This is a genomic window from Sphingobium lactosutens, assembly GCF_013393185.1.
GTDB classification, from domain to species: domain Bacteria; phylum Pseudomonadota; class Alphaproteobacteria; order Sphingomonadales; family Sphingomonadaceae; genus Sphingobium; species Sphingobium lactosutens_A.
The window spans coordinates 63,671-83,094 of sequence record NZ_QJQX01000031.1 but is presented as its reverse complement, the minus strand read 5'-3'; the positions used below and the strand labels follow the sequence as shown (position 1 = coordinate 83,094).

The 19,424-nt window shown below is 66.1% G+C and carries 20 protein-coding genes and 1 tRNA gene; 6 read left to right on the top strand and 15 right to left on the bottom strand.

The genetic code is table 11. The features are described from left to right. Positions 1–104 precede the first annotated feature (104 nt). A complete protein-coding gene (locus DM806_RS04585; protein WP_179042123.1) occupies positions 105–854 on the top strand; it encodes an esterase/lipase family protein in 750 nt (249 codons plus the stop codon). Between the two features lie 432 nt (positions 855–1,286). Here DM806_RS04585 and DM806_RS04580 read toward each other — a convergent pair whose 3' ends face one another. The 3 genes from DM806_RS04580 to queG form a co-directional block, all read right to left on the bottom strand. Then, positions 1,287–1,766 carry a protein-tyrosine phosphatase family protein gene (locus DM806_RS04580; protein WP_179042052.1) on the bottom strand — a complete coding sequence of 160 codons (480 nt, stop codon included), beginning with the start codon at positions 1,764–1,766 and terminating at the stop codon, positions 1,287–1,289. Positions 1,767–1,839: 73 nt separating this feature from the next. Further along, positions 1,840–1,926, bottom strand: a tRNA-OTHER gene (locus tag DM806_RS04575). Positions 1,927–2,134: 208 nt separating this feature from the next. Further along, entirely contained in the window at positions 2,135–3,160 is a 1,026-nt protein-coding gene (queG, locus tag DM806_RS04570; protein ID WP_179042122.1) for a tRNA epoxyqueuosine(34) reductase QueG, read from the bottom strand. Between the two features lie 43 nt (positions 3,161–3,203). Here queG and DM806_RS04565 point away from each other — a divergent pair, with 43 nt between their 5' ends. Genes DM806_RS04565 through msrB form a run of 3 tightly spaced genes read left to right on the top strand, consistent with a single transcriptional unit; the run spans position 3,204 to position 5,877 of the window. Next, positions 3,204–4,193, top strand: coding sequence for an ABC transporter ATP-binding protein (locus DM806_RS04565; RefSeq protein WP_179042051.1), 990 nt, complete (start codon positions 3,204–3,206; stop codon positions 4,191–4,193). Beyond that, entirely contained in the window at positions 4,190–5,380 is a 1,191-nt protein-coding gene (locus DM806_RS04560) for an ABC transporter permease (protein ID WP_179042050.1), read from the top strand. The genes DM806_RS04565 and DM806_RS04560 overlap by 4 nt, the downstream gene beginning before the upstream one ends. 20 nt (positions 5,381–5,400) lie before the next feature. Next, the gene (gene msrB, locus DM806_RS04555; protein WP_179042049.1) at positions 5,401–5,877 is read left to right on the top strand and encodes a peptide-methionine (R)-S-oxide reductase MsrB; all 477 of its coding nucleotides are present in this window, start codon (positions 5,401–5,403) and stop codon (positions 5,875–5,877) included. A 56-nt stretch (positions 5,878–5,933) separates the two neighbouring features. On the opposite strand, the gene DM806_RS04550 is transcribed toward msrB, so the two are convergent. The 12 genes from DM806_RS04550 to htpX form a co-directional block, all read right to left on the bottom strand. Beyond that, positions 5,934–7,721 (bottom strand): hypothetical protein, encoded by a 1,788-nt coding sequence (locus DM806_RS04550; RefSeq protein WP_179042048.1) that lies wholly within the window; start codon positions 7,719–7,721, stop codon positions 5,934–5,936. Beyond that, positions 7,699–8,118 carry a GtrA family protein gene (locus DM806_RS04545; RefSeq protein WP_179042047.1) on the bottom strand — a complete coding sequence of 140 codons (420 nt, stop codon included), beginning with the start codon at positions 8,116–8,118 and terminating at the stop codon, positions 7,699–7,701. The genes DM806_RS04550 and DM806_RS04545 overlap by 23 nt, the downstream gene beginning before the upstream one ends. A 5-nt stretch (positions 8,119–8,123) precedes the next feature. Continuing rightward, positions 8,124–9,647 (bottom strand): NAD(P)/FAD-dependent oxidoreductase, encoded by a 1,524-nt coding sequence (locus DM806_RS04540; protein WP_179042046.1) that lies wholly within the window; start codon positions 9,645–9,647, stop codon positions 8,124–8,126. 280 nt (positions 9,648–9,927) lie between these two features. Next, a complete protein-coding gene (locus DM806_RS04535; protein ID WP_179042045.1) occupies positions 9,928–10,260 on the bottom strand; it encodes a UrcA family protein in 333 nt (110 codons plus the stop codon). Positions 10,261–10,448: 188 nt separating this feature from the next. Beyond that, positions 10,449–12,038, bottom strand: a complete 1,590-nt coding sequence (purH, locus tag DM806_RS04530; protein ID WP_179042044.1) for a bifunctional phosphoribosylaminoimidazolecarboxamide formyltransferase/IMP cyclohydrolase — start codon at positions 12,036–12,038, stop codon at positions 10,449–10,451. A gap of 100 nt (positions 12,039–12,138) precedes the next feature. Further along, complete coding sequence (locus tag DM806_RS04525; protein WP_179042043.1) at positions 12,139–12,705, bottom strand: DUF1993 domain-containing protein; 567 nt, start codon at positions 12,703–12,705, stop codon at positions 12,139–12,141. Between the two features lie 103 nt (positions 12,706–12,808). After that, complete coding sequence (locus DM806_RS04520) at positions 12,809–14,557, bottom strand: heparinase II/III family protein (protein WP_179042042.1); 1,749 nt, start codon at positions 14,555–14,557, stop codon at positions 12,809–12,811. Between the two features lie 14 nt (positions 14,558–14,571). Further along, positions 14,572–15,234, bottom strand: a complete 663-nt coding sequence (gene rpe / locus DM806_RS04515) for a ribulose-phosphate 3-epimerase (RefSeq protein ID WP_179042041.1) — start codon at positions 15,232–15,234, stop codon at positions 14,572–14,574. Between the two features lie 89 nt (positions 15,235–15,323). Beyond that, positions 15,324–15,815, bottom strand: a complete 492-nt coding sequence (locus tag DM806_RS04510; protein ID WP_179042040.1) for a diguanylate cyclase — start codon at positions 15,813–15,815, stop codon at positions 15,324–15,326. A 55-nt stretch (positions 15,816–15,870) separates the two neighbouring features. Continuing rightward, positions 15,871–17,175 (bottom strand): RsmB/NOP family class I SAM-dependent RNA methyltransferase, encoded by a 1,305-nt coding sequence (locus tag DM806_RS04505; RefSeq protein ID WP_179042039.1) that lies wholly within the window; start codon positions 17,173–17,175, stop codon positions 15,871–15,873. Between the two features lie 9 nt (positions 17,176–17,184). Continuing rightward, positions 17,185–17,529, bottom strand: a complete 345-nt coding sequence (locus tag DM806_RS04500) for a hypothetical protein (protein WP_179042038.1) — start codon at positions 17,527–17,529, stop codon at positions 17,185–17,187. Next, entirely contained in the window at positions 17,529–18,455 is a 927-nt protein-coding gene (gene htpX, locus DM806_RS04495) for a zinc metalloprotease HtpX (protein WP_372859256.1), read from the bottom strand. The genes DM806_RS04500 and htpX overlap by 1 nt, the downstream gene beginning before the upstream one ends. Before the next feature lie 118 nt (positions 18,456–18,573). Between htpX and DM806_RS04490 the strand changes: the two genes are divergently transcribed. Both DM806_RS04490 and DM806_RS04485 read left to right on the top strand, forming a co-directional pair. Continuing rightward, positions 18,574–18,747 (top strand): DUF1674 domain-containing protein, encoded by a 174-nt coding sequence (locus tag DM806_RS04490; protein WP_179042037.1) that lies wholly within the window; start codon positions 18,574–18,576, stop codon positions 18,745–18,747. A gap of 181 nt (positions 18,748–18,928) precedes the next feature. Then, a complete protein-coding gene (locus DM806_RS04485) occupies positions 18,929–19,378 on the top strand; it encodes a hypothetical protein (RefSeq protein WP_179042120.1) in 450 nt (149 codons plus the stop codon). Positions 19,379–19,424: the final 46 nt, after the last annotated feature.

Below are 19,424 nucleotides of genomic sequence, written 5' to 3'. Positions count from 1 at the left end.
AACGACGAACCGTTGATCGCCTGAGGCGAAACCGATGGACGCGGCGGGCGTTTGTCACGACAATGTCATCTTTCGCCCTCCAGGGTTCAGGAATAGTCATCGTCGTGCCGCCTTACGCCCAAGCTGTCACCACATTCTGGAAGGATCGCCTCGCGCCGGGACCGCGCGCGGCTGCGCTTCCGCCGGTGCAGCAGTTGCTGGGCAATCTGTCGGTCCCCTTCGACCTCGCCCGGACGAAAGCGCAGGCGGCGATTCTGGCCGGACAGATGAAGGGCGACGGGCGCAGCGTGCTGCTGATCCCCGGCCTGATGGCGTCGGAACAGCGCATGGGCTGGCTGCGCGATATCCTGACCGCCGCCGGCTATGATGCGCATGACTGGGGGATGGGCCGCAATTTCGGACCGAAGCCCGATAGTCTGGAAAAGATCGATCGCCGCGTCGACGCCATCCGCAAGCGCAGCGGCGGCCCGGTGACGCTGGTGGGCTGGAGCCTTGGTGGACTCTATGCCCGCGAATATGCGAAATTCGCCGCGCACAAGGTCGGCGGCGTGGTGACGATGGGCACGCCCTTTTCCGGCGATCCGCGCGCCAATCATGCCTGGCGGCTCTATCAGCTGGTGTCGGGCTTCCCGGTCGATCGGCCACCCTTCCCCTGCACGCGTGAGGAAAAGCCGCCGGTGCCGACCGTGGCGCTCTGGTCGAAGCGCGACGGCGTGATCCTGCCCGAATGCGCCAGGGGCCGCGCCGGCGAGCGCGACTGGGCGATCGAGGTGGACTGCACCCATATGGGCTTCGCCGCGTCCCCCGAAGGCATCGCCGCCGTGGGCAAGGCGCTTGAGTCGATGCGCGGCTGACAAGGTCATGGACCCGACCGACAGGGTCACGGCGCCAAAGTTCACACCATCGCAGGTTTCGGTTTTCCGCGCTTCTTGCAGGAATCGTGACAGAAGCGCGCCCCTGACGCGCGCGCCACGCACCTGTCGGGTCATCGCGACGCGTCGCCGACGCGCCTGTTGGATCATCGCCACATGCCTGTGACGCGCCATGTGGGTCACGGGTGCGTCACAGGGGGCGCGGCACGAACGGGGCGCGCGGACGCGAAGGGCGGGCTGATCCATCCCTCAGGATAGATCAGGAAAAATCCTACATTGGAAGACAATAGGATTGGGCGGCGCCGGTGCTGCGCACCTCAAGCGCGCTCGAAGCGAACGGGAGGGGGGCGGGTATGGATGGGTGGATAGGGGACGGTCGGCTCTTGTGTCCGACCCCGCGTAAACAGACTTCCGTTACAGTTGCTCTAACTTCAACACCCAATCCCGCTGTGCCTCAGTGTCAGGGATCGGCAAACGTCTCGCTATCTGGATTGCTGACAACGCGGCAATGGGTTTAACGCCGCTGCTGATTAGGACGGCGGCTGCCATTACAGATGAACGACCAATGCCAGCCCGGCAATGGATCGCGATAACGGCATCCTTGTTCGCGATGCTCGCGGCAAACTGCATGGTTTCAGTGGCATCGTTAGGGATGCCCCGGTCGGGGATTGGGAAAGAAAGATATCGGATGCCATTCTGCTCGCAAAGAGCGGCTTCCATTGCCAACTCGAGATCATCAATCTCCTCACGCTCAAGGAGGCTAACCACAAGGTTTACGCCGGAACGCCTCCAATGCGCGATCTCATCCTCCAGCCAGTCGCCAGAACGCGGGCGTGCCATAATTCCCAGTTTGAAGATGCTGGGGGCATCTATCCAATACAGTTCAGATAGCATTTCCTCGGTTATCCCGAATGATAGTTAGCAGGAGATCACCTGACCGCCTCAAACAGCTAAAATAGTCGATTGATGCCAGCGGCAGGGGATCGAACCCGCACCCTCACCTAATTAGGTGAGGATCGCTGTAGCGATACGTCTACCATTCCGTCACGCTGGCTGCCCCATTTAGCCCGGTAGTGGATCGCGCTGCAACGTCCGCTTACGAGCAAGGCAATCGACCATGGGAATGGCAAGAATTGGTCGCTTTCCCGCCATTCCCCTTCTTCGTCATGCCGGGCTTGACCCGGCATCCCGCTTCTCTTCGCTCAAATGAAGAAGCGGTGACGATGGTAACTTCTAGTCGCCAGCGGACCGTCCGCCCCTGCCTAACCCGACAGCTTCCCGATCGCCCACTCCGCGGCCTCCGCCACCACTGGATCATCGTCGCCGATCAGCGCCTGCAACCGGCCTAGTAACCGGGCGTCGCCGCTATTGCCTGCGGCGATGGCGGCGTTGCGGACCATGCGGTTGCGGCCGATGCGCTTGATCGGGGAGCCGGAGAAAATCTCCCGAAAGGTGGCGTCGTCCAGGTCGAGCAGATCGCCGATTTTCGGCGCGGCCAGTTCGGCGCGGCCGACGAAGGCGCGGTTGGCGGCGGCCGCGTCGGCGAACTTGTTCCAGGGACAGACGGCGAGGCAGTCGTCGCAGCCATAGACGCGGTTGCCGATGCCGGTGCGCAGTTCCTCCGGGATCGGCCCTTTATGCTCGATGGTGAGGTAGGAGATGCAGCGGCGGGCATCGACCACATAGGGGGAGGGGAAGGCGTCGGTCGGGCAGGCGGTGTGGCAGGCGGTGCAGCTGCCGCAATGATCGTGCTCCGGGCCGTCGGCCGCCAGCGTGATCTCGGTATAGATGGCGCCCAGGAACAGCCAGCTGCCATGGTCGCGGCTGACGAGGTTGCTGTGCTTGCCCTGCCAGCCAAGGCCCGCGCCCTGCGCCAGCGGCTTTTCCATGACCGGGGCGGTGTCCACGAACACTTTCAGCGCGGTTGGTTGTTGATCGACCAGCCAGCGGGCGAGCGCCTTCAATGCCTTCTTGACGACGTCGTGATAATCCTTGCCCTGCGCATAGACCGAAAAGCGCGCGCGGTCGGGCACGTCCGCCAGCGCCAGCGGATCGCGCCCCGGCGCATAGCTCATCCCCAGCATGATGACGCTGCGCACGTCGGGCCACAGCCCCTTGGGCGATCCGCGCTGCTCGGCCCGATCCTCCATCCACAGCATTTCGCCATGATGGCCCGCGTCCAGCCACTGGCGCAGCCGTTCCCCCGTTCTGGGCGCGACATCGGCGGGCGCGATGCGGCAGGCGGCGAAGCCCAGACGCAGCGCTTCCGCCTTCAGCCGCTGTTCCAAGGTTTCTATAGGCACGGGCACGGGTCCAGACTATCAGAGCGGGATGATCGGCGACACTCCGGCATCGGCCATCCCCGCACCGCTCGCCCCGCAAGCGGCCTATGCCGTCGAAGGCCATGGGCTTGTCAAGACATTCGGCAGTTTCCGCGCAGTCGACGGGATCGACATCAGGGTGCCTGCAGGATCGATCTACGGCGTGCTTGGTCCCAATGGCGCGGGCAAGACGACGCTGCTGCGCACGCTGCTGGGCATCGTCGACCCGGATGAAGGCCATCGCAGCCTGCTGGGCGCGGCGCAGCCTCAGCGCATGGCGCAGGAGGTCGGCTATCTGCCGGAGGAGCGCGGCCTCTATCCGTCGATGAAAGCCTATGAGGCGATCGCCTTCATGGGCGCGCTGCGCGGCCTGCCGCTGAAGGTCGGGCGGGAGCGGGCCAAAGCGATGCTCGCCGAGCATGGCATGGGTGCGTCGATCGACAAGCCGATCCGGCAATTGTCCAAGGGCATGGCCCAGACGGTGCAGCTGTTCGGCACCATCGTCCATGAGCCGCGCCTGATCGTGCTGGACGAGCCTTTTTCCGGCCTCGACGCGATCAATCAGGAAAAGCTGGAGGCGCTGATCCGCGCGCAGGCGCGGCGGGGCGTCACGATTCTCTTTTCCACCCATGTCATCGCCCATGCCGAACGGCTGTGCGAGCGGATCGCCATCGTCGCGGGCGGGCGCATCCGCTTCGAGGGCACGCCGGGCGAAGCGCGCGACCGGCTGCGCCCGCAGGTGCGGCTGCGCACCCGGACGGTGGACGGGGCATGGCGGCGGGCGCTGCCGGAGGACACTATGGCGGAAGAGGGGGCGTGGCACTTCGCCCTGCCCGACGAGGGGATAGAGCCGCTGCTGCGCGCGCTGATCGACGATCAGGCGGGGATAGAGAGCCTGTCGATCGAACGGCCGGGGCTGCACGATGCGTTCGTCGCCATTGCCGGCGCGGCGGTGGCCAAGCAGATGCAGGATGACCGGGTGCAGGAGGAAGAGGCATGAAGCAGCTGTGGCGCGCCGCCTTCGTCATCGCCCGGCGGGACTTTACCGCCGTGGTATTGTCACGCACCTTCATCCTCTTCCTGCTCGGGCCTCTGCTGCCGATCCTGATCGGCTTTGCCTTTGGCGGGTTGGGGGAGAAAATCTCCAATACCGACCTGCGCCCGGTCGTCGGTGTCGCCATGTCGGCGCAGGACAGCGCGGCGCTGGAGCGGGCGCATGATCGCCTGACCGAACGGATGGGCGAACAGGCGCTGCCCCGCCTGCGGCGCGTGTCGACGTCGATCAGTCCGCGCGTGCAGCTGGCCCGCGCCGATTCGGAGGTGGTGGCGATCCTGTCCGGGAGCGTCGCCCGGCCCGTGCTGACCGGCAAGGCGGAGGATCTGGACAAGCTGCAGGGCGACCTCAGCCTGATGTCCAGCGCGGCGAGGGCCGAACGGACGCTGCAACTGGTGAAGATCGAACGGCAGGAGGTCGCTACCAGCCTCGGCGCGCAGGCGCAGGCGAGGCTGGTCATCGGCCGGATTGCGCAGGTGGTGATGTTCTTCCTCACTATCTTGCTCGCGGGCATGATCCTGTCCAATCTGGTCGAGGAAAAGACCAACAAGATCATCGAGATATTGGCCGCCGCCATTCCGATCGACGCGATCTTCCTGGGAAAGCTGATGGCCATGCTGGCGATGAGCTTCGTCGGGATCGCCTTCTGGGGCGGCACGGCCTTCGGCATCTTCCTGGCGCTGGGCGGGGGCGGATCGGGCCTGCCGGCGCCGGCGGTGGGGTGGCCGATCTTCCTGATATTGGCGGTGCTGTATTTCGCGATGGCCTATACACTGCTCGGATCGCTGTTCCTGGGGATCGGCGCGCAGGCGGCGACGGTGCGCGAGGTGCAGACGCTCAACATGCCGATCACCATGGGGCAGATGCTGATCTTCTTCTTCGCCAGCTATGCGGTCGACCATATGGGGTCGCCTGCGGAGGTCGCGGCCTGCATCTTCCCCTTCAGCTCGCCCTTCGCGATGATCGCGCGCGCGGCGCAGGACGCCACGCTCTGGCCGCATCTGGTGGCGCTGGTCTGGCAGGCGGCGTTCGTGGCGCTCATCATCCGGGTGGGCGTGCTGCTGTTCCGCCGCCATGTGATGCAGTCGGGCGGGCGCTGGTGGAAGACTCTGTTCAGGCCGGCGACAGGCTGAACCGGCTAAGGATGGCCGTCATGAACCGGCGGCATTTCCTGAGTGGCGTCGCGACCGGCGTCACCGCTATCGTCCTGTTGCAAATCCTCCCCGATGCGGCGGAGGCGGCCTATCCCTTCACCCTGACCGATGCGCAATGGCGCAAACGGCTCAGCCCCTGGGGCTATAAGGTGCTGCGACAACAGGCGACCGAGCATCCCTTCACCAGTTCGCTGAATGACGAGCATCGTGCGGGCCTCTTCGCCTGCGCCGGCTGCGGGCAGAAGCTGTTCAGTTCGAAGACAAAGTTCGACAGCGGCACCGGCTGGCCGAGCTTCTGGGCGGCGCTGCCCAGAGCGGTGGGCACCAGCCGCGATCTGGGGCTGGGCGAGGTGCGCACCGAGGTGCATTGCGCGCGGTGCGGCGGACATCTGGGCCATGTCTTCGACGATGGGCCGCGGCCGACCGGCAAGCGCTACTGCATGAACGGGGTGGCGCTCAGCTTCCTGCCGGCTTAGCGTTTCGAAGCAGACGGAACGTCTGCTGACTCGGAAAACGCGGCAAACCAAAGAATCTAGAGCGGCCGGGCCGATGAAAGCGGAACGGAACCCGCTCTGATGCGGTAGATGTGCAGCGGCCCCTTGCCGGGGAGCGGGTTCAGCCAACCGGGTACCTGCCTGCGCGCCAGCATCGCGGCAAGACCTTTGGGATTGGCCTCGCCATAGAGCCGCCCTTCGTTGAGGCCGTCGCAGGTCAGGAGATAGGTCGCGCGCGTGCGGTCGATCGCCTTCCTGGCGGCGTCGGGGGCATCGACAAAGGCGTGGATGACGGTGGCGATGCCGACGGCATTGCGGTGATGGGCGGTGCCGATCACGCTGTGCGGGCTGTGCACCAATATGTCGGGGCCAAGGTCGATCGGCGCGAGCAGGGTGGTGGTCGGCAGCGCCATGAGCGGCGCCAGAGCGGTCGCGGAGCGGCAGTCGGCGCTGGCTTTCTCCGCCGGTTCGGGCTGGTCGGCGATCGTGACCCAGATGGCGCACAGGCCAGCCGGGGTAAGTGTCACCAATGCGACCGATCCGAATATCCTGAGCAGCGCCAGACGCGACGCCTGCACCCGGCGGAACAGCAGCAACAGGAGCCAGGCGAGACCGGGCAAGGCGAAGAGATGCGCCACCGACAGCGCGCGCATCACCAGCATCGATACGGCGATCGCCCCGGCGAGCAGCAGGCCCAGCGCCAGCCAGCGCATCCGCGCTTCGCCGCTGGCCGTGCGCGCTGCGACAAGAGTCGCGCCAAGCCCGATCAGCGAGGGCAGGAGGATGACGCCCTGCATCGATGCGCCCTGTTCCCAGAAGGGGCGGCCCTCCATCACATGCAGATACCAGAGCTTGTAGGCGAGGGGGCCGAGCATCGAGAAAGGATCGCCCGACAGGCAGGGGCCGCCGGTCGCGAGGAATATTGCCAAGGCCGTGCCGCCCCCTATTGCGGCCATGGCGAGACGGCGGGTGGCCGATGCGGTGCCGATCAGGCGCGCGGCGATCCCCGTTGCGCCGGCGAGCGCAACCAGCGGCCAGAGATAGGCGGCGGAAAAAGCGTCGCACTGGCTGGTGACGAGCGCGTCGGTTCCACGCAGCAGGGCGAGAAGCAGCAGGGCGGCGCTGCCCAGGGTCAGGGCGAAGGCGATGAAGCGCGGCGTCTGATCGCGCGCTATCCAGTGCCGCAGGGCGAAGGTAGCGGCGAAGATTGCGGCATAGGGCAGCGCTTCGCTGGAAATCTGGAGCCAGAGCGCCAGCGCCAGCGCGGCCACGATCCCGCCCCGCGCCGCCCGCGCGTCCATCGCGCCGGCCAGGGCCACGGCCGCCAGCATGATCTGCCAGCCATGATGATCGATCCGCAGCGGCGTGAACTGCACCACGATGCTGGGCGCGGTCAGCAGCAGCGCGACGCCGAGCAGGGCGATGCCGTTATTGGCGACACGCCTTGCGGCAAGGAAGAAGGCGGCGGTCAGCCCGCCGAGCAGGAGCAGCGGCACGAGCGCGCAGGCCAGCAGTTCGGCCGTCGCCATGCCCAGCATCGGTCGCAGCAGCAGGATCAGGCCGGCAACCGGCATATCGACGACGCGCGACCAGTGCATGGGGCCGCCGACCGGCGGATTCACCCGGTGCTGGCTGATATCGTGAAAGGCCTGCCCGCCAATCCAGTCGCGTATCTGCACCAGCCGCATCGCGTCGTCGGGATCGCGAAAGGCGAGCGTGGCAAAGCCGCCATGGAAAATCCACAGCAGGGCCGCGCTGCACGCCATCCAGCCCACCACCGCCCACCCGATGGCGCGGCGCTGTTCAGGCGCGGGCGAAGACGCCATATTTGCGGATCGCATAGACGGTGAGGAAGCTGGCCGGTATCGACAGCAGCTTGGCGATCGCAGGCGCGACGCCCAGCAGGCTCAGCCCGCCGACCATCGCCATGGTCATCCCCATGCCGAGCAGGGCGCTGGCGAGGAAGGCCAGCCGCTGGCCATGCGACGGACCGGTCCCGGTGTCGAAGACGAAGCGGACGCTGATCATCCAATGGATCAGCAGGCCCGCGGCATAGCCGCCAAAGGCGGCGGGGACGGGCGGCACGCCCATCCGGTCCAGCATCAGGAAAAGAATGAAGTCGCCCGACAGCGCGCAGATGCTGGCCAGCAGATAGCGGGCGAACATCAGGCGCGCGATCGGCGCGGCGAGCGCCCGCAGCCGATCGGCACTGGTCGGGACCATGCGGGTCAGGCCGCCTTCAGCCGCGACGGCACGGTGCGGACGCTGGCGAGCGCGGCCTGCGCATCGGCATCCTGGCCTTCCTCGCCCGCCTCATGATATTCGGCATCCTCATTGACCTGCCACACGTCATGGACGCGCTTGCCCGCGACGATGTTGCGGACGGTCAGCATCGCCGTCATCATCGCATGGTCCTGATTATTGTAGCGGTGCATGCCGTTGCGGCCGACCATGTGGAGCGTCGGATAGCGTGCCTCCAGCTCGGTGCGCATCGCCAGCACATTGGCGGCATAGGCGTCGTCATAGACCGGATAGGCCTTTTCCTGCCGCACCACTGCGCCGCCGACGACATCGTCGGGGTTGCACAGGCCCAGGATCGCCATTTCCTTCTTCGCCAGTTCGACGAGGTCGGCGTCGGACGAGGACCAGAGGCCGTCGCCTTCGAAGCAGAAATATTCGAGGCCCACGCAGGCCAGATCCGGGTCCGGCACCATTTCGGGCGACCAGCTGCGGAAATTCTGGATGCGGCCGACCTGCACCTTGGAATCGTGGATATAGATCCAGTTGTCGGGGAAGATATCCTCGCCCTTCACCATCAGCGCCACGGTCAGGAAGTCGCGATATTTGAGGTCCATCGCCTCCGGCAGGGTCGCCGGCAGCGGGTGGATACGGCCCGCCAGCTCGCGCATCGGCGCGGAACTGATGACATGGGCGGCGTTGATGACGACGTCGCCATCCGGGCCGTCGGCGACCAGTCGCCAGCTGCCACTCGCCTGATCCTCTTCCAGCCGCTTGAAACTGTGCGCCATCAGCACCTGGTTGCCGCCTTCGACCACCCGGTCGCGCGCGGCTTCCCACATCATGCCGGGGCCGAGGCGCGGATAGCGGAACGTCTCCAGCAGCGTCTTGGTCGCCATGCCGTCATTGGGCTTCTTGTTGAGGCCGAGCGAGCGCTTCAGGCCATCGGTCACCGCGCCCCAGAGCGACAGCCCCTTGATGCGCTGCGCCGCCCAGTCGGCCGACATCTCGTCGCAGGGCATGCCCCACACCTTCTCGGTATAGGTCTTGAAGAAGATCGAGAAGAGCTTGTGGCCGAACGCGTTGACGGTCCAGTCCTGGAAGGACTTCACGTTGCGGTTCGGGAACAGCTTGGCTTTGGCGAAGCTCGCCATGCACAGTGTCGAGCGGAACACGCCCAGATTCCACAGCGCTTCGAACGCGCGCAGCGGATAGCTGTAGAATTTTCCCTCATAATAGATGCGGCTCATGCGCGGGCGCTGGATGAAGTCGTCGGGCAGGATTTCATTCCACAGGTCGACGACCTGCTGCGACTTGGAAAAGAAGCGGTGCCCGCCAATGTCGAATCGGAAGCCGTCCAGCTCGACCGTGCGGCTGATGCCGCCGACATAGACCGGATCCTTTTCGATCACGGTGACGCTGTAACCCTGCTTGGTCAGAAGATAGGCGGCAGTCAGGCCAGCGGGGCCGGCCCCGATGATGGCAACGTCCACGCTTTGGTCGGTACGCGGCATGGCAATCGATTCCCCCGGATGATCTCTCGTGGCCTCCAGATTGCAGGAAATCCGCTAAGGACTGGTTAATGGCCGGTAACGATAAATGGCCCGGCATGACAAAGGGCCGCCCCACACCGGTGGAGCGGCCCTTGTTTGAAAATGCGCGGAAGAGCGCATTTTTGATGCCGCACCAGCCCTCTCCCCCACCCGGCCACCCAACGGCAGTATCATATGGGTGGCCGGGTGGGGGAGAGGGCTGGTGCGGCTATGCGCCGCGAGGCGCATTCAAAACAGCCGATCAGCTCATCCGCTGGGCGAGGGCGCTCAGGTCGCTGCGCGCACCGTCGATCGCGGCGCTGTAGCAGTCGCGATAATCATCAGTGACCGGGATGACCGATCCGTTGACAAAGCCGCACACCTGCTTGGAGGCGCGGACCAGCCGAGAATCGGCGCGGCGCATGCCATTGGTGCTGGCGAGGTTGAGATCGGCCACGGACACAGCGATCGAGCGCGTTTCAGCGCCTGTATTGCCGTCGACGATGACATCCATTCCGCTATTGCCCGCGCTCGCCACTCCGGGCAGCGCAACAGCCAACGTGGCGGCCAGTGCCACCATCCTCTTTCTGGTCATCCTATAGTCTCCTGTCGAACTGTTCTTTTGATTTTCTGCCCCACGTCTGACGTGGAAGTAGGGTCTTGTTCAAAATAGGCGCGCGCGGTGAAGTTGAAAAGAGGCCACTTCATAAAAAGTGGCTGATTTCCGCGATTTTGCGGGTGCGAAATACTTTGTTTCGCACCCGCGTCAGAGTTTCCGGATGCTTAGTGGCGGAAGTGGCGCATGCCGGTGAAGACCATGGCGAGGCCCGCTTCGTCGGCCGCCGCGATGACTTCATCGTCGCGGATCGAACCGCCGGGCTGGATCACCGCCGTGGCGCCCGCTTCCACCGCCGCCAGCAGGCCGTCGGCGAAGGGGAAGAAGGCGTCGGAAGCGACCGCCGAACCGATGGTGCGGGCTTCGCTCCAGCCGGCTTTCTCTGCGGCGTCCTTCGCCTTCCAGGCAGCGATGCGTGCCGATTCGAGGCGGTTCATCTGGCCCGCGCCCACGCCCGCCGTGCTGCCATCCTTGGCATAGACGATGGCGTTGGACTTCACATGCTTGGCGACGGTCCAGGCGAACAGGCAGTCCTTGAGTTCCTGATCGGTCGGCGCGCGCTTCGTCACGACCTTGAGCGCGTCGCGATCGACCTTGCCATTGTCGCGGCTCTGGACCAGCAGGCCGCCCGCGATGCTCTTGATCTGGAGGCCGGGGCGGGCCGGATCGGGCAGTTCGCCGGTCAGCAGCAGGCGGAGATTCTTCTTCTTCGCGAAGATCGCCTTCGCTTCCTCATTCGCGCCCGGCGCGGCGACGACTTCGGTGAAGATGCCGCTGATCGCTTCGGCGGTGGGACCGTCGAGCGGGCGGTTGACCGCGATGATGCCGCCGAAGGCCGACACGCTGTCGCAGGCGAGCGCGGCTTCATAGGCCTCGATCAGCGTCTCGCCGGTGGCGACGCCGCAGGGATTGGCGTGCTTGACGATCACCACGGTCGGCGGGCCGTCGCGGAATTCGCTGACCAGCTCCAGCGCGGCGTCGGCGTCGTTATAATTATTGTAGCTGAGTTCCTTGCCCTGGATCTGCTCGGCCTGGGCGATGCCCTTCGCAGAAGGGCCGATGGGCAGGTAGAGCGCGGCCGACTGGTGCGGGTTCTCGCCATAGCGCAGGGTCGAGCCGAGCTTGCTCGACACCGCCAGCGTTTCGGGGAACATCACGCCCTGATCGGCGAAGGCGAACCAGCTGGCGATCATCGAATCATAGGCGGCGGTGGCGGCATAAGCCTTCGCGGCGAGCATACGGCGGAAATCATAGCTGGTCGCGCCGCCCTTTTCCGCCATCTCCTCGATCAGGCGGGCATAGTCGGCGGGATCGGTGACGATCGCGACGCTTTCATGATTCTTGGCGGCGGAGCGGACCATGGACGGGCCGCCGATATCGATATTCTCGATGATCTCTTCGCGCTCGGCCCCCTTGGCGACGGTGGCGGCGAAGGGATAGAGGTTGACGACCACCAGGTCGATCGCGCCGATTTCATGCTCCTCCATCGAGGCGACATGTTCCGGATTGTTGCGCACGGCGAGCAGGCCGCCATGCACCTTGGGGTGCAGCGTCTTGACGCGGCCGTCCATCATCTCGGGGAAGCCGGTGAGGTCGGAAATATCCTTCACGGCAAGGCCCGCTTCGCGCAGCGCCTTGGCGGTGCCGCCGGTCGACACCAGCTCCACCCCATGTTTGCCCAGCGCCTGGCCCAGTTCGATGAGGCCGGCCTTGTCGGACACGGACAGGAGGGCGCGCTTGATGGTGACGTCAGTCATGGGCAGGGCTTTCTCTGGGCAAAGGGCAGACGGCTTTGCGCCAGCCCCTTAGTCCCGTGCGGCGAAAAAATACAGCCCCAGACGCGCCTGCCGACCAAGGCTATGCTACGGGCACGGTGCCCGGACGCAGATGGGGCAGCATGTGCGCGACATAATCGGCCTTGCCGAGCGCAATGCCTTCCTTGCGGAGGATCGTATAGGCGGTCATCACATGGAAGTAGAATTGCGGCAGCGTCCAGTCGCGGGCGTAGCTTTCCGCCGTCAGGTCGAAGATCATGCCGTTGGGCAATTCATGGGCGAGCGGCTGCTGCGCTTCCCTGTCCAGCGCGTCCTGCGCCAGTCCGTCGAGCATCGCGATCGTGTCGCCGATCCGCGCGCGGGCGGACGCGATCGAACCGGGATTCTCCCCCGCCTGCCGCCCTTCGTCGATAAGCGTCTGGACCAGAGGCGGCAGGGGCTGGTCCTGAAGGCGATGAACCCCCTCCCATGCCTGCACGCAGGCGAAGCGGATCTGGGTCGCGAGCGGGAACATGTCCGGGGCAAGGCGGGCGGAAAGCAGGGCGTCTGCATCATCCCCCGCCAGTTGCGCCTGCGCCTTTTCAAGCCAGGCGGACAGCGACTGAAGCATTTGCCGGTAGGTGGGAATGAGGAGGGAGGTCAAGGACATGGGCTGCTTTCTCGCGATGGCCGGGGCGATGTCCCCGCCCTGCGACTGCTAGCTGCTGTCCCGGCCGGATGCCATGGCCAATGTCGGTCGGGCGGTCGAGCCGTCAGCCCATCCGCTTGAATAGCCAGCCGATGCTGGAGCCGCCGGGCAGCGCTTCGCCCGTCACGACCAGCTGCTTGCCCGGATGGGGGCGGCCATCGCCATCGACCCACAGGCTGTCCTCGACGCTCAGCACGCCCGCGCCGGTGCGGAACTGCCAGAGACTACCCAGGTCGATGCGCAGCACCGCGCCCTGATTGTCGGCGGTCAGGGTCGGTTCGACGCCGGGCGCCAGATGGAAGCGCAGCTGCACCGGCTGCTTGCCGGGTTTGCGCCGCCGTTCCGCCGGGGTCAGCATATCCTCGCCCCGGACTTCCTTGCCGTCGCCGCTGACCATCAGCAGGCGGCGATGGACATAGCCCAGCCGTCGGACATAGCCGTCATGGCTGAGGTCCAGCCGGCTGCCATTGTCCATTTCCTGCCGGTTCAGCTCGACCTCGGTCACGCCCTTGCCCAGCGTGCCGTCGGGCAGCAGCGCGGTGGAGTTGCTGTCGTTCAGCACCAAAGTGCTGTGCGCGGCGGTGGTGCGCAGCCCCTGCGCCAGATCGCGGGGTATCCACGCGCCTTCCAGGCCCGCGCCGCCGCAATTGACGATCAGGCGCAATGGCCCGTCGCTGATCTCGATCGCGCCGGTCGAGGCGCAGCCCGCCTCGGCCAGCCGGGCGACGGGCGGCGGGGCGGCGTCGATCTGCACGACGGTGCTGCCGGCGCTGATCCGTTGATAGCCCCAGTCGCGCGCTGCACGCAGCGGCCGGGTGCGCACGCGGCTGGCATTGACCACTGCCTCGACGGTCTGCGGATCGATCGCGCCCGCGCCCTGCCAGCTGCCAAGCCCGCCATCGCCATGGGTGAGGCCGAGCAGCGCCGGCACGGCCCGCGACAGGCCATCGGTAAGGCACAATGGCGGCTTTTCGCGCCGCACATCATAAACGGCGCGCAGCATCGACAGCAGCATCACCGCTTCCAGCTGGGCCAGCGGCGATCGCGACACGATGCCGCCGTCGGGGTGGAAGCCGCTGTCGATCGCACGCTTGAGGCCCGCCTCGCCGAACAGGCGGCGCGCGTCGCCGCCGGGGATCAGCAGGGCGGCGGCCAATATGCCGCACCAGGCGACAAGGCGCGGTAGGCCCATCGGCGCCTTGTCGGCGATACGGTCCAGATGGCGGGCGGTGCGCGCAATGCAGTTCAGCACCAGCGAGCGGTAGACGAGGTCGCTGGACGAGAGGATCAGCGGCGCATGGGCGGTCCAGAACAGTAGCCGCCAGCCGGCATTGTCGGCGCGCCAGGCCGGTTCGCTCGGCGTTTCGGCATGGGCCGCCAGCCATTTGCGCATCACCGCCTCGGCGATCGGCGCGCCCTGCTCGCGCGAGGCGCTGCTGCCAAGGTCGCGAAGCCAGCGGAAGCTGTGCAGATAATCGGCAAAGGCCGGGCTGACCGAAAGTTTCGCGAAGTCGATCGAGCCGATCGGCTGCTTCTGCCCCCGGAACAGGAAATAGCCGGCGCGGATCGCCGCCCCGGCGCGACCGTCGCCCGGCACCGCATCATCGGGCACGGCGAGCAGCTTGAGCGGATATTTGCCCCGGAGCTTGCGGCCGTGGATCGGCGTCTTCCAGCTCAGCAGGTAGAAATGGTTGGCGATGCGTTGCGCCAGCGACAGGCCCTTGTCATCCGCGACGCGGATGAGCCGCTTGCCCTGTTCGATGCCATCATTATCCGCTTCGGGCGGATCATCCTGGCCTCGGCGGACGGACATGCGCCGCGCTTCGCTCACCCGCCCCGCAGCTTCCGGATATTGTCGGCATAGGCGTCAGGCCCGCCGCGGAAGGTGGCGGTGCCCGCGACCAGCACGTCGGCGCCGGCCTCGATCGCCTTGGGCGCGGTGGTGAAATCGATGCCGCCATCGACCTGAAGACGGATGTCGCGGCCCGACTTGTCGATCATCTTGCGGATCGCCTCGATCTTGCGCAGCTGATTTTCGATGAAGCTCTGGCCGCCGAAGCCGGGGTTGACGCTCATCACCAGGATCAGGTCGACATCGTCCATCAGATAGTCGAGCATCTTGGCCGGCGTGCCGGGATTGAGCACCACGCCCGCCTTCACGCCCAGCGACTTGATATGCTGGACGGTGCGGTGGATGTGCGGACCGGCTTCGGGGTGGACGGTGATGATGTCGGAACCAGCGGCCGCGAACGCATCCAGATACTGGTCCACCGGTGAGATCATCAGATGGACGTCGAAGACCTTCTTCGTGTGCGGGCGCAGCGCCTTCACCACCGCCGGGCCGATCGTGATGTTGGGCACGAAATGCCCGTCCATGACGTCGATATGCACCCAGTCGCAGCCCGCTTCGTCGATGGCGCGGACCTCCTCGCCCAGGCGGGCGAAGTCGGCGGAGAGGATGGAGGGCGAGATGAGAATGGAACGGGTCATTAACCGTTCGCCTTAGTCGTCGCCGGGGTCAAGGGCAACGGACATTTGCCCGCGAGTCGCGATTGTTTTGGGACGCCCGCGCAAGGCGTTCAAAGCATGACGAAAATGGTCGGGTCCAGCCGGCGCGACGGTGGCGTGCCATGGGGCAGCATCTGCTTGACGCCATGCAGCGCCACCACCTCTCCCGCCGCGTCCAGCACCGGGGCGGCGACCAGCCGCATCGCGCAACGGCCCGACCCGTCGGCCTGGTCTATGTCCACGTCCAGGGTGAAGCCGCGCTTGTGGCGGATCGCATAGCCGCGCAGCCGTTCCATCGGGTCGCGCGAGTCCGGCGCATAGAGCGACACGGACAGGGGGCGGGGCACGTCGCTGTCGCGTTCCAGCCCGAATATGTCGTAGACGCCGGCGGTCCAGCGCAGGCCATTGTCCCTGAGGTCGCAGAACCACAGGCCAAGCCCCCGCTCGGCCAGCGCCGCATCATTGCGGGCGATGGTGGGATCGAGCAGCACGGGCGACAGATGCTCGCGCAACGCGTAGAGCGGCCAGCTGTGATGCAACGGCAATGGCTCGGTCGGACGCATGGGCGACGCACCTTGTGAAACGGAAGATCCCGTCTACGCCTTTTATGGTTAAGGCTTAGTTCGCCTGTCTGGCAAGACGGGCGATGAAGAAACCGTCGGCGCCGCCCCGATCGGCGAGCATGTCGGGCAGCGAGCGGAGCCAGCCTTGCGACGTGGGGGCCATGTCTTCGGGCAGTTCGGCCACAGTCGCGGGAACAAGCGCGAAGTCGGGATGCGCGGCCAAGAAGCGTTCGACCTGTTCCTCGCCCTCGGCCTGTTCGAGCGAGCAGGTGGCGTAGACGATCCGCCCGCCCGGCTTCAGCCATCCGGCGGCGCGCGCCAGCAATTCGCCCTGCAATTCCGCGAGTTCCGCAATCTGGCGCGGGCCGATGCGGTGCAGCACGTCGGGATGGCGGCGGTAGATGCCGGTCGCCGTACAGGGGGCGTCGAGCAGGATTGCGTCCACCGGGGCGTCGGGCTGCCACTGGCGCAGATCGGCCGGCACCACCGTTGCGGACAGGGTGGTGCGGGTCAGATTTTCGCTCAGCCGCTCCAGACGCTTTTTCGACTGGTCCACCGACAGGACATGCCAGCCCGCCGCCGCCAGTTGCATCGTCTTGCCGCCCGGCGCGGCGCACAGGTCGAGTATGGTCCGTCCTTCGCCCGCGCCCAGCAGCCGCGCCGCGCAGGAGGCGGCGATGTCCTGCACCCACCATGCGCCCTCGGCAAAGCCCGGCAGGTCGGCAATGGCGCCCTGATCCGAGTTGGCAGGCAGGCGGACATGACCCGGCGCGAAGGATGCGCCATTGAGTTCGGTTGTCCATTTCGCTGTCTCGGCCGCGTCGCGCAGCGTGACGTCGACCGGCGGGCGGACGGCATAGGCAATGGCGGCGGCTTGCGGCATCGCCTCGCCCCATTGGCCGGTCCAGCGCTCCACCACCTCTGCGGGCAGGGTTGGAGGATCGGGCAAAACCGGCTCGCCGCGCGTCACCGTGCCGAACACGCCATGGACCAGCTTGCGCGGGCCGCCGTCGACCAGCGGCAGGGCGGTGGCGATCGCGGCATGGGCCGGCGTGCCCAGCACGAGCGTCTGGACGAGCGCGATGCGCAGCACCATGCGCGCCTTGGCATCGTCGGGCAGAATCTGCTTGGTTGCCCCGTCGATCAGCGCGTCGAGATCGGGCAGGTGGCGCAGCACTTCGGCGGCGATGGCATGGACCAGCGCGCGGTCGGACTGCGGCAAACCCTGCGCGGCGCCATGCAGCGCCAGTTCCAGCGGATCGCCCCGGCGCAGCACGGCATCGAGCAGGCGCAGCGCAGCGCGACGCGCGGGAAAGCCGGGGACATCATCGGGGCGGGGACTATTGGGACGGCGGGGCATCAGCGGCCCCTACGCGCTTTCGCCCTCAAAGAAAATGGGAGACGCCAAAGCCGAGTGCCCAAAGCCGACTGCAAGGAACAGGGCGATCCAGAAGAGGATGCCGACCCAGAGCGCCAGCCAGTCCGCGCGGCGCGGTCTGGCACGGACGCCTTTGGGAACGGTGCGGAGCGAGGAGGGGATGCGCTTGCCGCCCAATGTGGCGACCGCGATGACGCGGCGGCCGACGCCGTGGAAGAAGCGCGCCGTGTGGCGGGAAAAGACATGGTCGACGGTCAGGTCGACGACCAGCCCGCCGGCGTGGCGCAGCATCACGCCCGCCACGTCGACGACGACTTCCCCGATCTCGTCGACCATCAGCGCCCGTGCGGATCCAGCGCGCTGCGGCGGCGCTGTGGCGCGGCCACGGGGGAAAGGGCCGATGCGCGCGGCGCGGAGCCGATCGCGGACGTGCCCATTTCCGCCGCGATATCCTGCAGGGCGGCGATGCGCTTCTCGGTCGCGGGGTGGGTGGAGAACAACTCGCTCACATGGGTCGGCACGATATAAAGCTGCGCCGCCGCCGGATTGCGCTCGGCCACCGGGTTGGGGATCATCTCCGCCCGGCCCGAAATCTTGGCCAGGGCCGAAGCGAGCGCATGGGGATTGCCGCTGATCTCCGCTCCGGCGCGATCGGCGCCATATTCGCGGGTGCGGCTGATCGCCATCTGGACGATCATCGCGGCGAAGGGCGCGACGATCACCGCCAGCAGGCTGGCGACCATATTGCCATGCCCTTCGCGATCGCCGCTGCGGAAGAAGAGGCCGAAATTAGCCAGCATCGAAATGGCGCCCGCGATCGTGGCGACCATCGTCATGATGAGCGTGTCCCTGTTCTTCACATGACCCAGCTCATGCGCCATCACGCCGGCCACCTCGTCCCGGCTCAGCATGGCGAGCAGGCCGCTGGTTGCGGCGACGGCGGCGTTTTCGGGGTTGCGCCCGGTCGCGAAGGCGTTGGGCGCGTCCTGGTCGATAATATAGACGCGCGGCATCGGCAGTTGCGCGCGCTGGGCCAGTTGCTGCACAAGATTGTAGAAATCCGGCGCGCTCTGCGCATCGACTTCCCGCGCATCATGCATGCGCAGGACTATCTTGTCGGCGTTCCAGAAGGTGAAGAGGTTCATGCCCGCCGCCACCAGCAGCGCGATCACCGCGCCGCCGCTGCCGCCCAGCGTATAGCCCAACGCCATGAACAGCGCCGTCAGCGCCGCCAGCAACATGGTCGTCTTCATCCCGCTCACTTGCACCCGCTCACTTGCAATAGTCTCCTTTGCGGCCCAAAATACGGGCAGGACGTGAATATGGGGTGGATCGGCCCCTTTCGCAATCAGACTGCCCGCAATCGAAAGGCCGCAATCCATGGGAAGTTTCAACGGCAAGCGCCCGGCGCATGTGAAGCCGCCCGCCCATCTTTCCAAAAGCCCGCCGGTGCCTGAGGGCGATCCGATCGACGCGCCCTCACGTCATGATGAGGAACTCAGCCCGGTGCGCTACGGCGACTGGGAGCGGAAGGGAATCGCGATCGATTTCTGACGGTTGGCGCCAGCGACCCGAATATTAGGCTCGGTTCGCCGCCGATTTGGCACGTCTGCCGTTGGTCCGTGCCGCTGCTGCGAGGAGACAGGGCGCCGCCTATGGCCTTTTTGCCCCGCTTTTGTGCAGGACTTCCTTTATAAAGGAGTTTTCGGGCGTGGGTGTGCAACTTGTTTCGGATATGGACGTGAATGTGAAGCCGGTATCGGCCTATGCGCCGGAAGATGCGGCGCTGCTGTGCGGTGTCGGCCGTCTCGTCTGTGCCTGGACCATGTTGGAACAGAGCTTGGAGGCGAAGATCGGTATGTTGCGCGACGCCATGGGCGACGTGCGCACTGTGGGCGCGCGCACCCGGCCGACCATGACCAAGCTGATGACCGAATTGCGCACGATGGTGGCGATGCGCGACCGGCGCAATGCCAGCGCCCTGACCGAAATTTCGGCGATCGAGCGCGACATGCAGCGGATCGACCGGTTCCGCGCGCTCATCATCCAGGGCTTCCAGCAGCCCGAACCGGGCGGTTTCGCGTGCCGCGATCCGCGCAACAACCAGATCCACGTCAGTCTGGATCAGCTTGACGCGGAAATTTCCTCGCTCGAAACGGTCGCGCAGAGACTTCTTTCCATCTGACGCGTTGTTGCGCACGCAACCGCTTACCTCTACCCTTTTCAAGCGA

Bases quoted from the DNA above. Each gene is read 5' to 3' on its own strand.
- DM806_RS04580 (WP_179042052.1), bottom strand. From the start codon at position 1,766: ATGCTATCTGAACTGTATTGGATAGATGCCCCCAGCATCTTCAAACTG.
- DM806_RS04565 (WP_179042051.1), top strand. From the start codon at position 3,204: ATGATCGGCGACACTCCGGCATCGGCCATCCCCGCACCGCTCGCCCCG.
- DM806_RS04560 (WP_179042050.1), top strand. From the start codon at position 4,190: ATGAAGCAGCTGTGGCGCGCCGCCTTCGTCATCGCCCGGCGGGACTTT.
- msrB (WP_179042049.1), top strand. From the start codon at position 5,401: ATGAACCGGCGGCATTTCCTGAGTGGCGTCGCGACCGGCGTCACCGCT.
- DM806_RS04550 (WP_179042048.1), bottom strand. From the start codon at position 7,721: ATGGCGTCTTCGCCCGCGCCTGAACAGCGCCGCGCCATCGGGTGGGCG.
- DM806_RS04545 (WP_179042047.1), bottom strand. From the start codon at position 8,118: ATGGTCCCGACCAGTGCCGATCGGCTGCGGGCGCTCGCCGCGCCGATC.
- DM806_RS04540 (WP_179042046.1), bottom strand. From the start codon at position 9,647: ATGCCGCGTACCGACCAAAGCGTGGACGTTGCCATCATCGGGGCCGGC.
- DM806_RS04535 (WP_179042045.1), bottom strand. From the start codon at position 10,260: ATGACCAGAAAGAGGATGGTGGCACTGGCCGCCACGTTGGCTGTTGCG.
- purH (WP_179042044.1), bottom strand. From the start codon at position 12,038: ATGACTGACGTCACCATCAAGCGCGCCCTCCTGTCCGTGTCCGACAAG.
- DM806_RS04525 (WP_179042043.1), bottom strand. From the start codon at position 12,705: ATGTCCTTGACCTCCCTCCTCATTCCCACCTACCGGCAAATGCTTCAG.
- DM806_RS04520 (WP_179042042.1), bottom strand. From the start codon at position 14,557: ATGTCCGTCCGCCGAGGCCAGGATGATCCGCCCGAAGCGGATAATGAT.
- rpe (WP_179042041.1), bottom strand. From the start codon at position 15,234: ATGACCCGTTCCATTCTCATCTCGCCCTCCATCCTCTCCGCCGACTTC.
- DM806_RS04510 (WP_179042040.1), bottom strand. From the start codon at position 15,815: ATGCGTCCGACCGAGCCATTGCCGTTGCATCACAGCTGGCCGCTCTAC.
- DM806_RS04505 (WP_179042039.1), bottom strand. From the start codon at position 17,175: ATGCCCCGCCGTCCCAATAGTCCCCGCCCCGATGATGTCCCCGGCTTT.
- DM806_RS04500 (WP_179042038.1), bottom strand. From the start codon at position 17,529: ATGGTCGACGAGATCGGGGAAGTCGTCGTCGACGTGGCGGGCGTGATG.
- DM806_RS04490 (WP_179042037.1), top strand. From the start codon at position 18,574: ATGGGAAGTTTCAACGGCAAGCGCCCGGCGCATGTGAAGCCGCCCGCC.
- DM806_RS04485 (WP_179042120.1), top strand. From the start codon at position 18,929: ATGGACGTGAATGTGAAGCCGGTATCGGCCTATGCGCCGGAAGATGCG.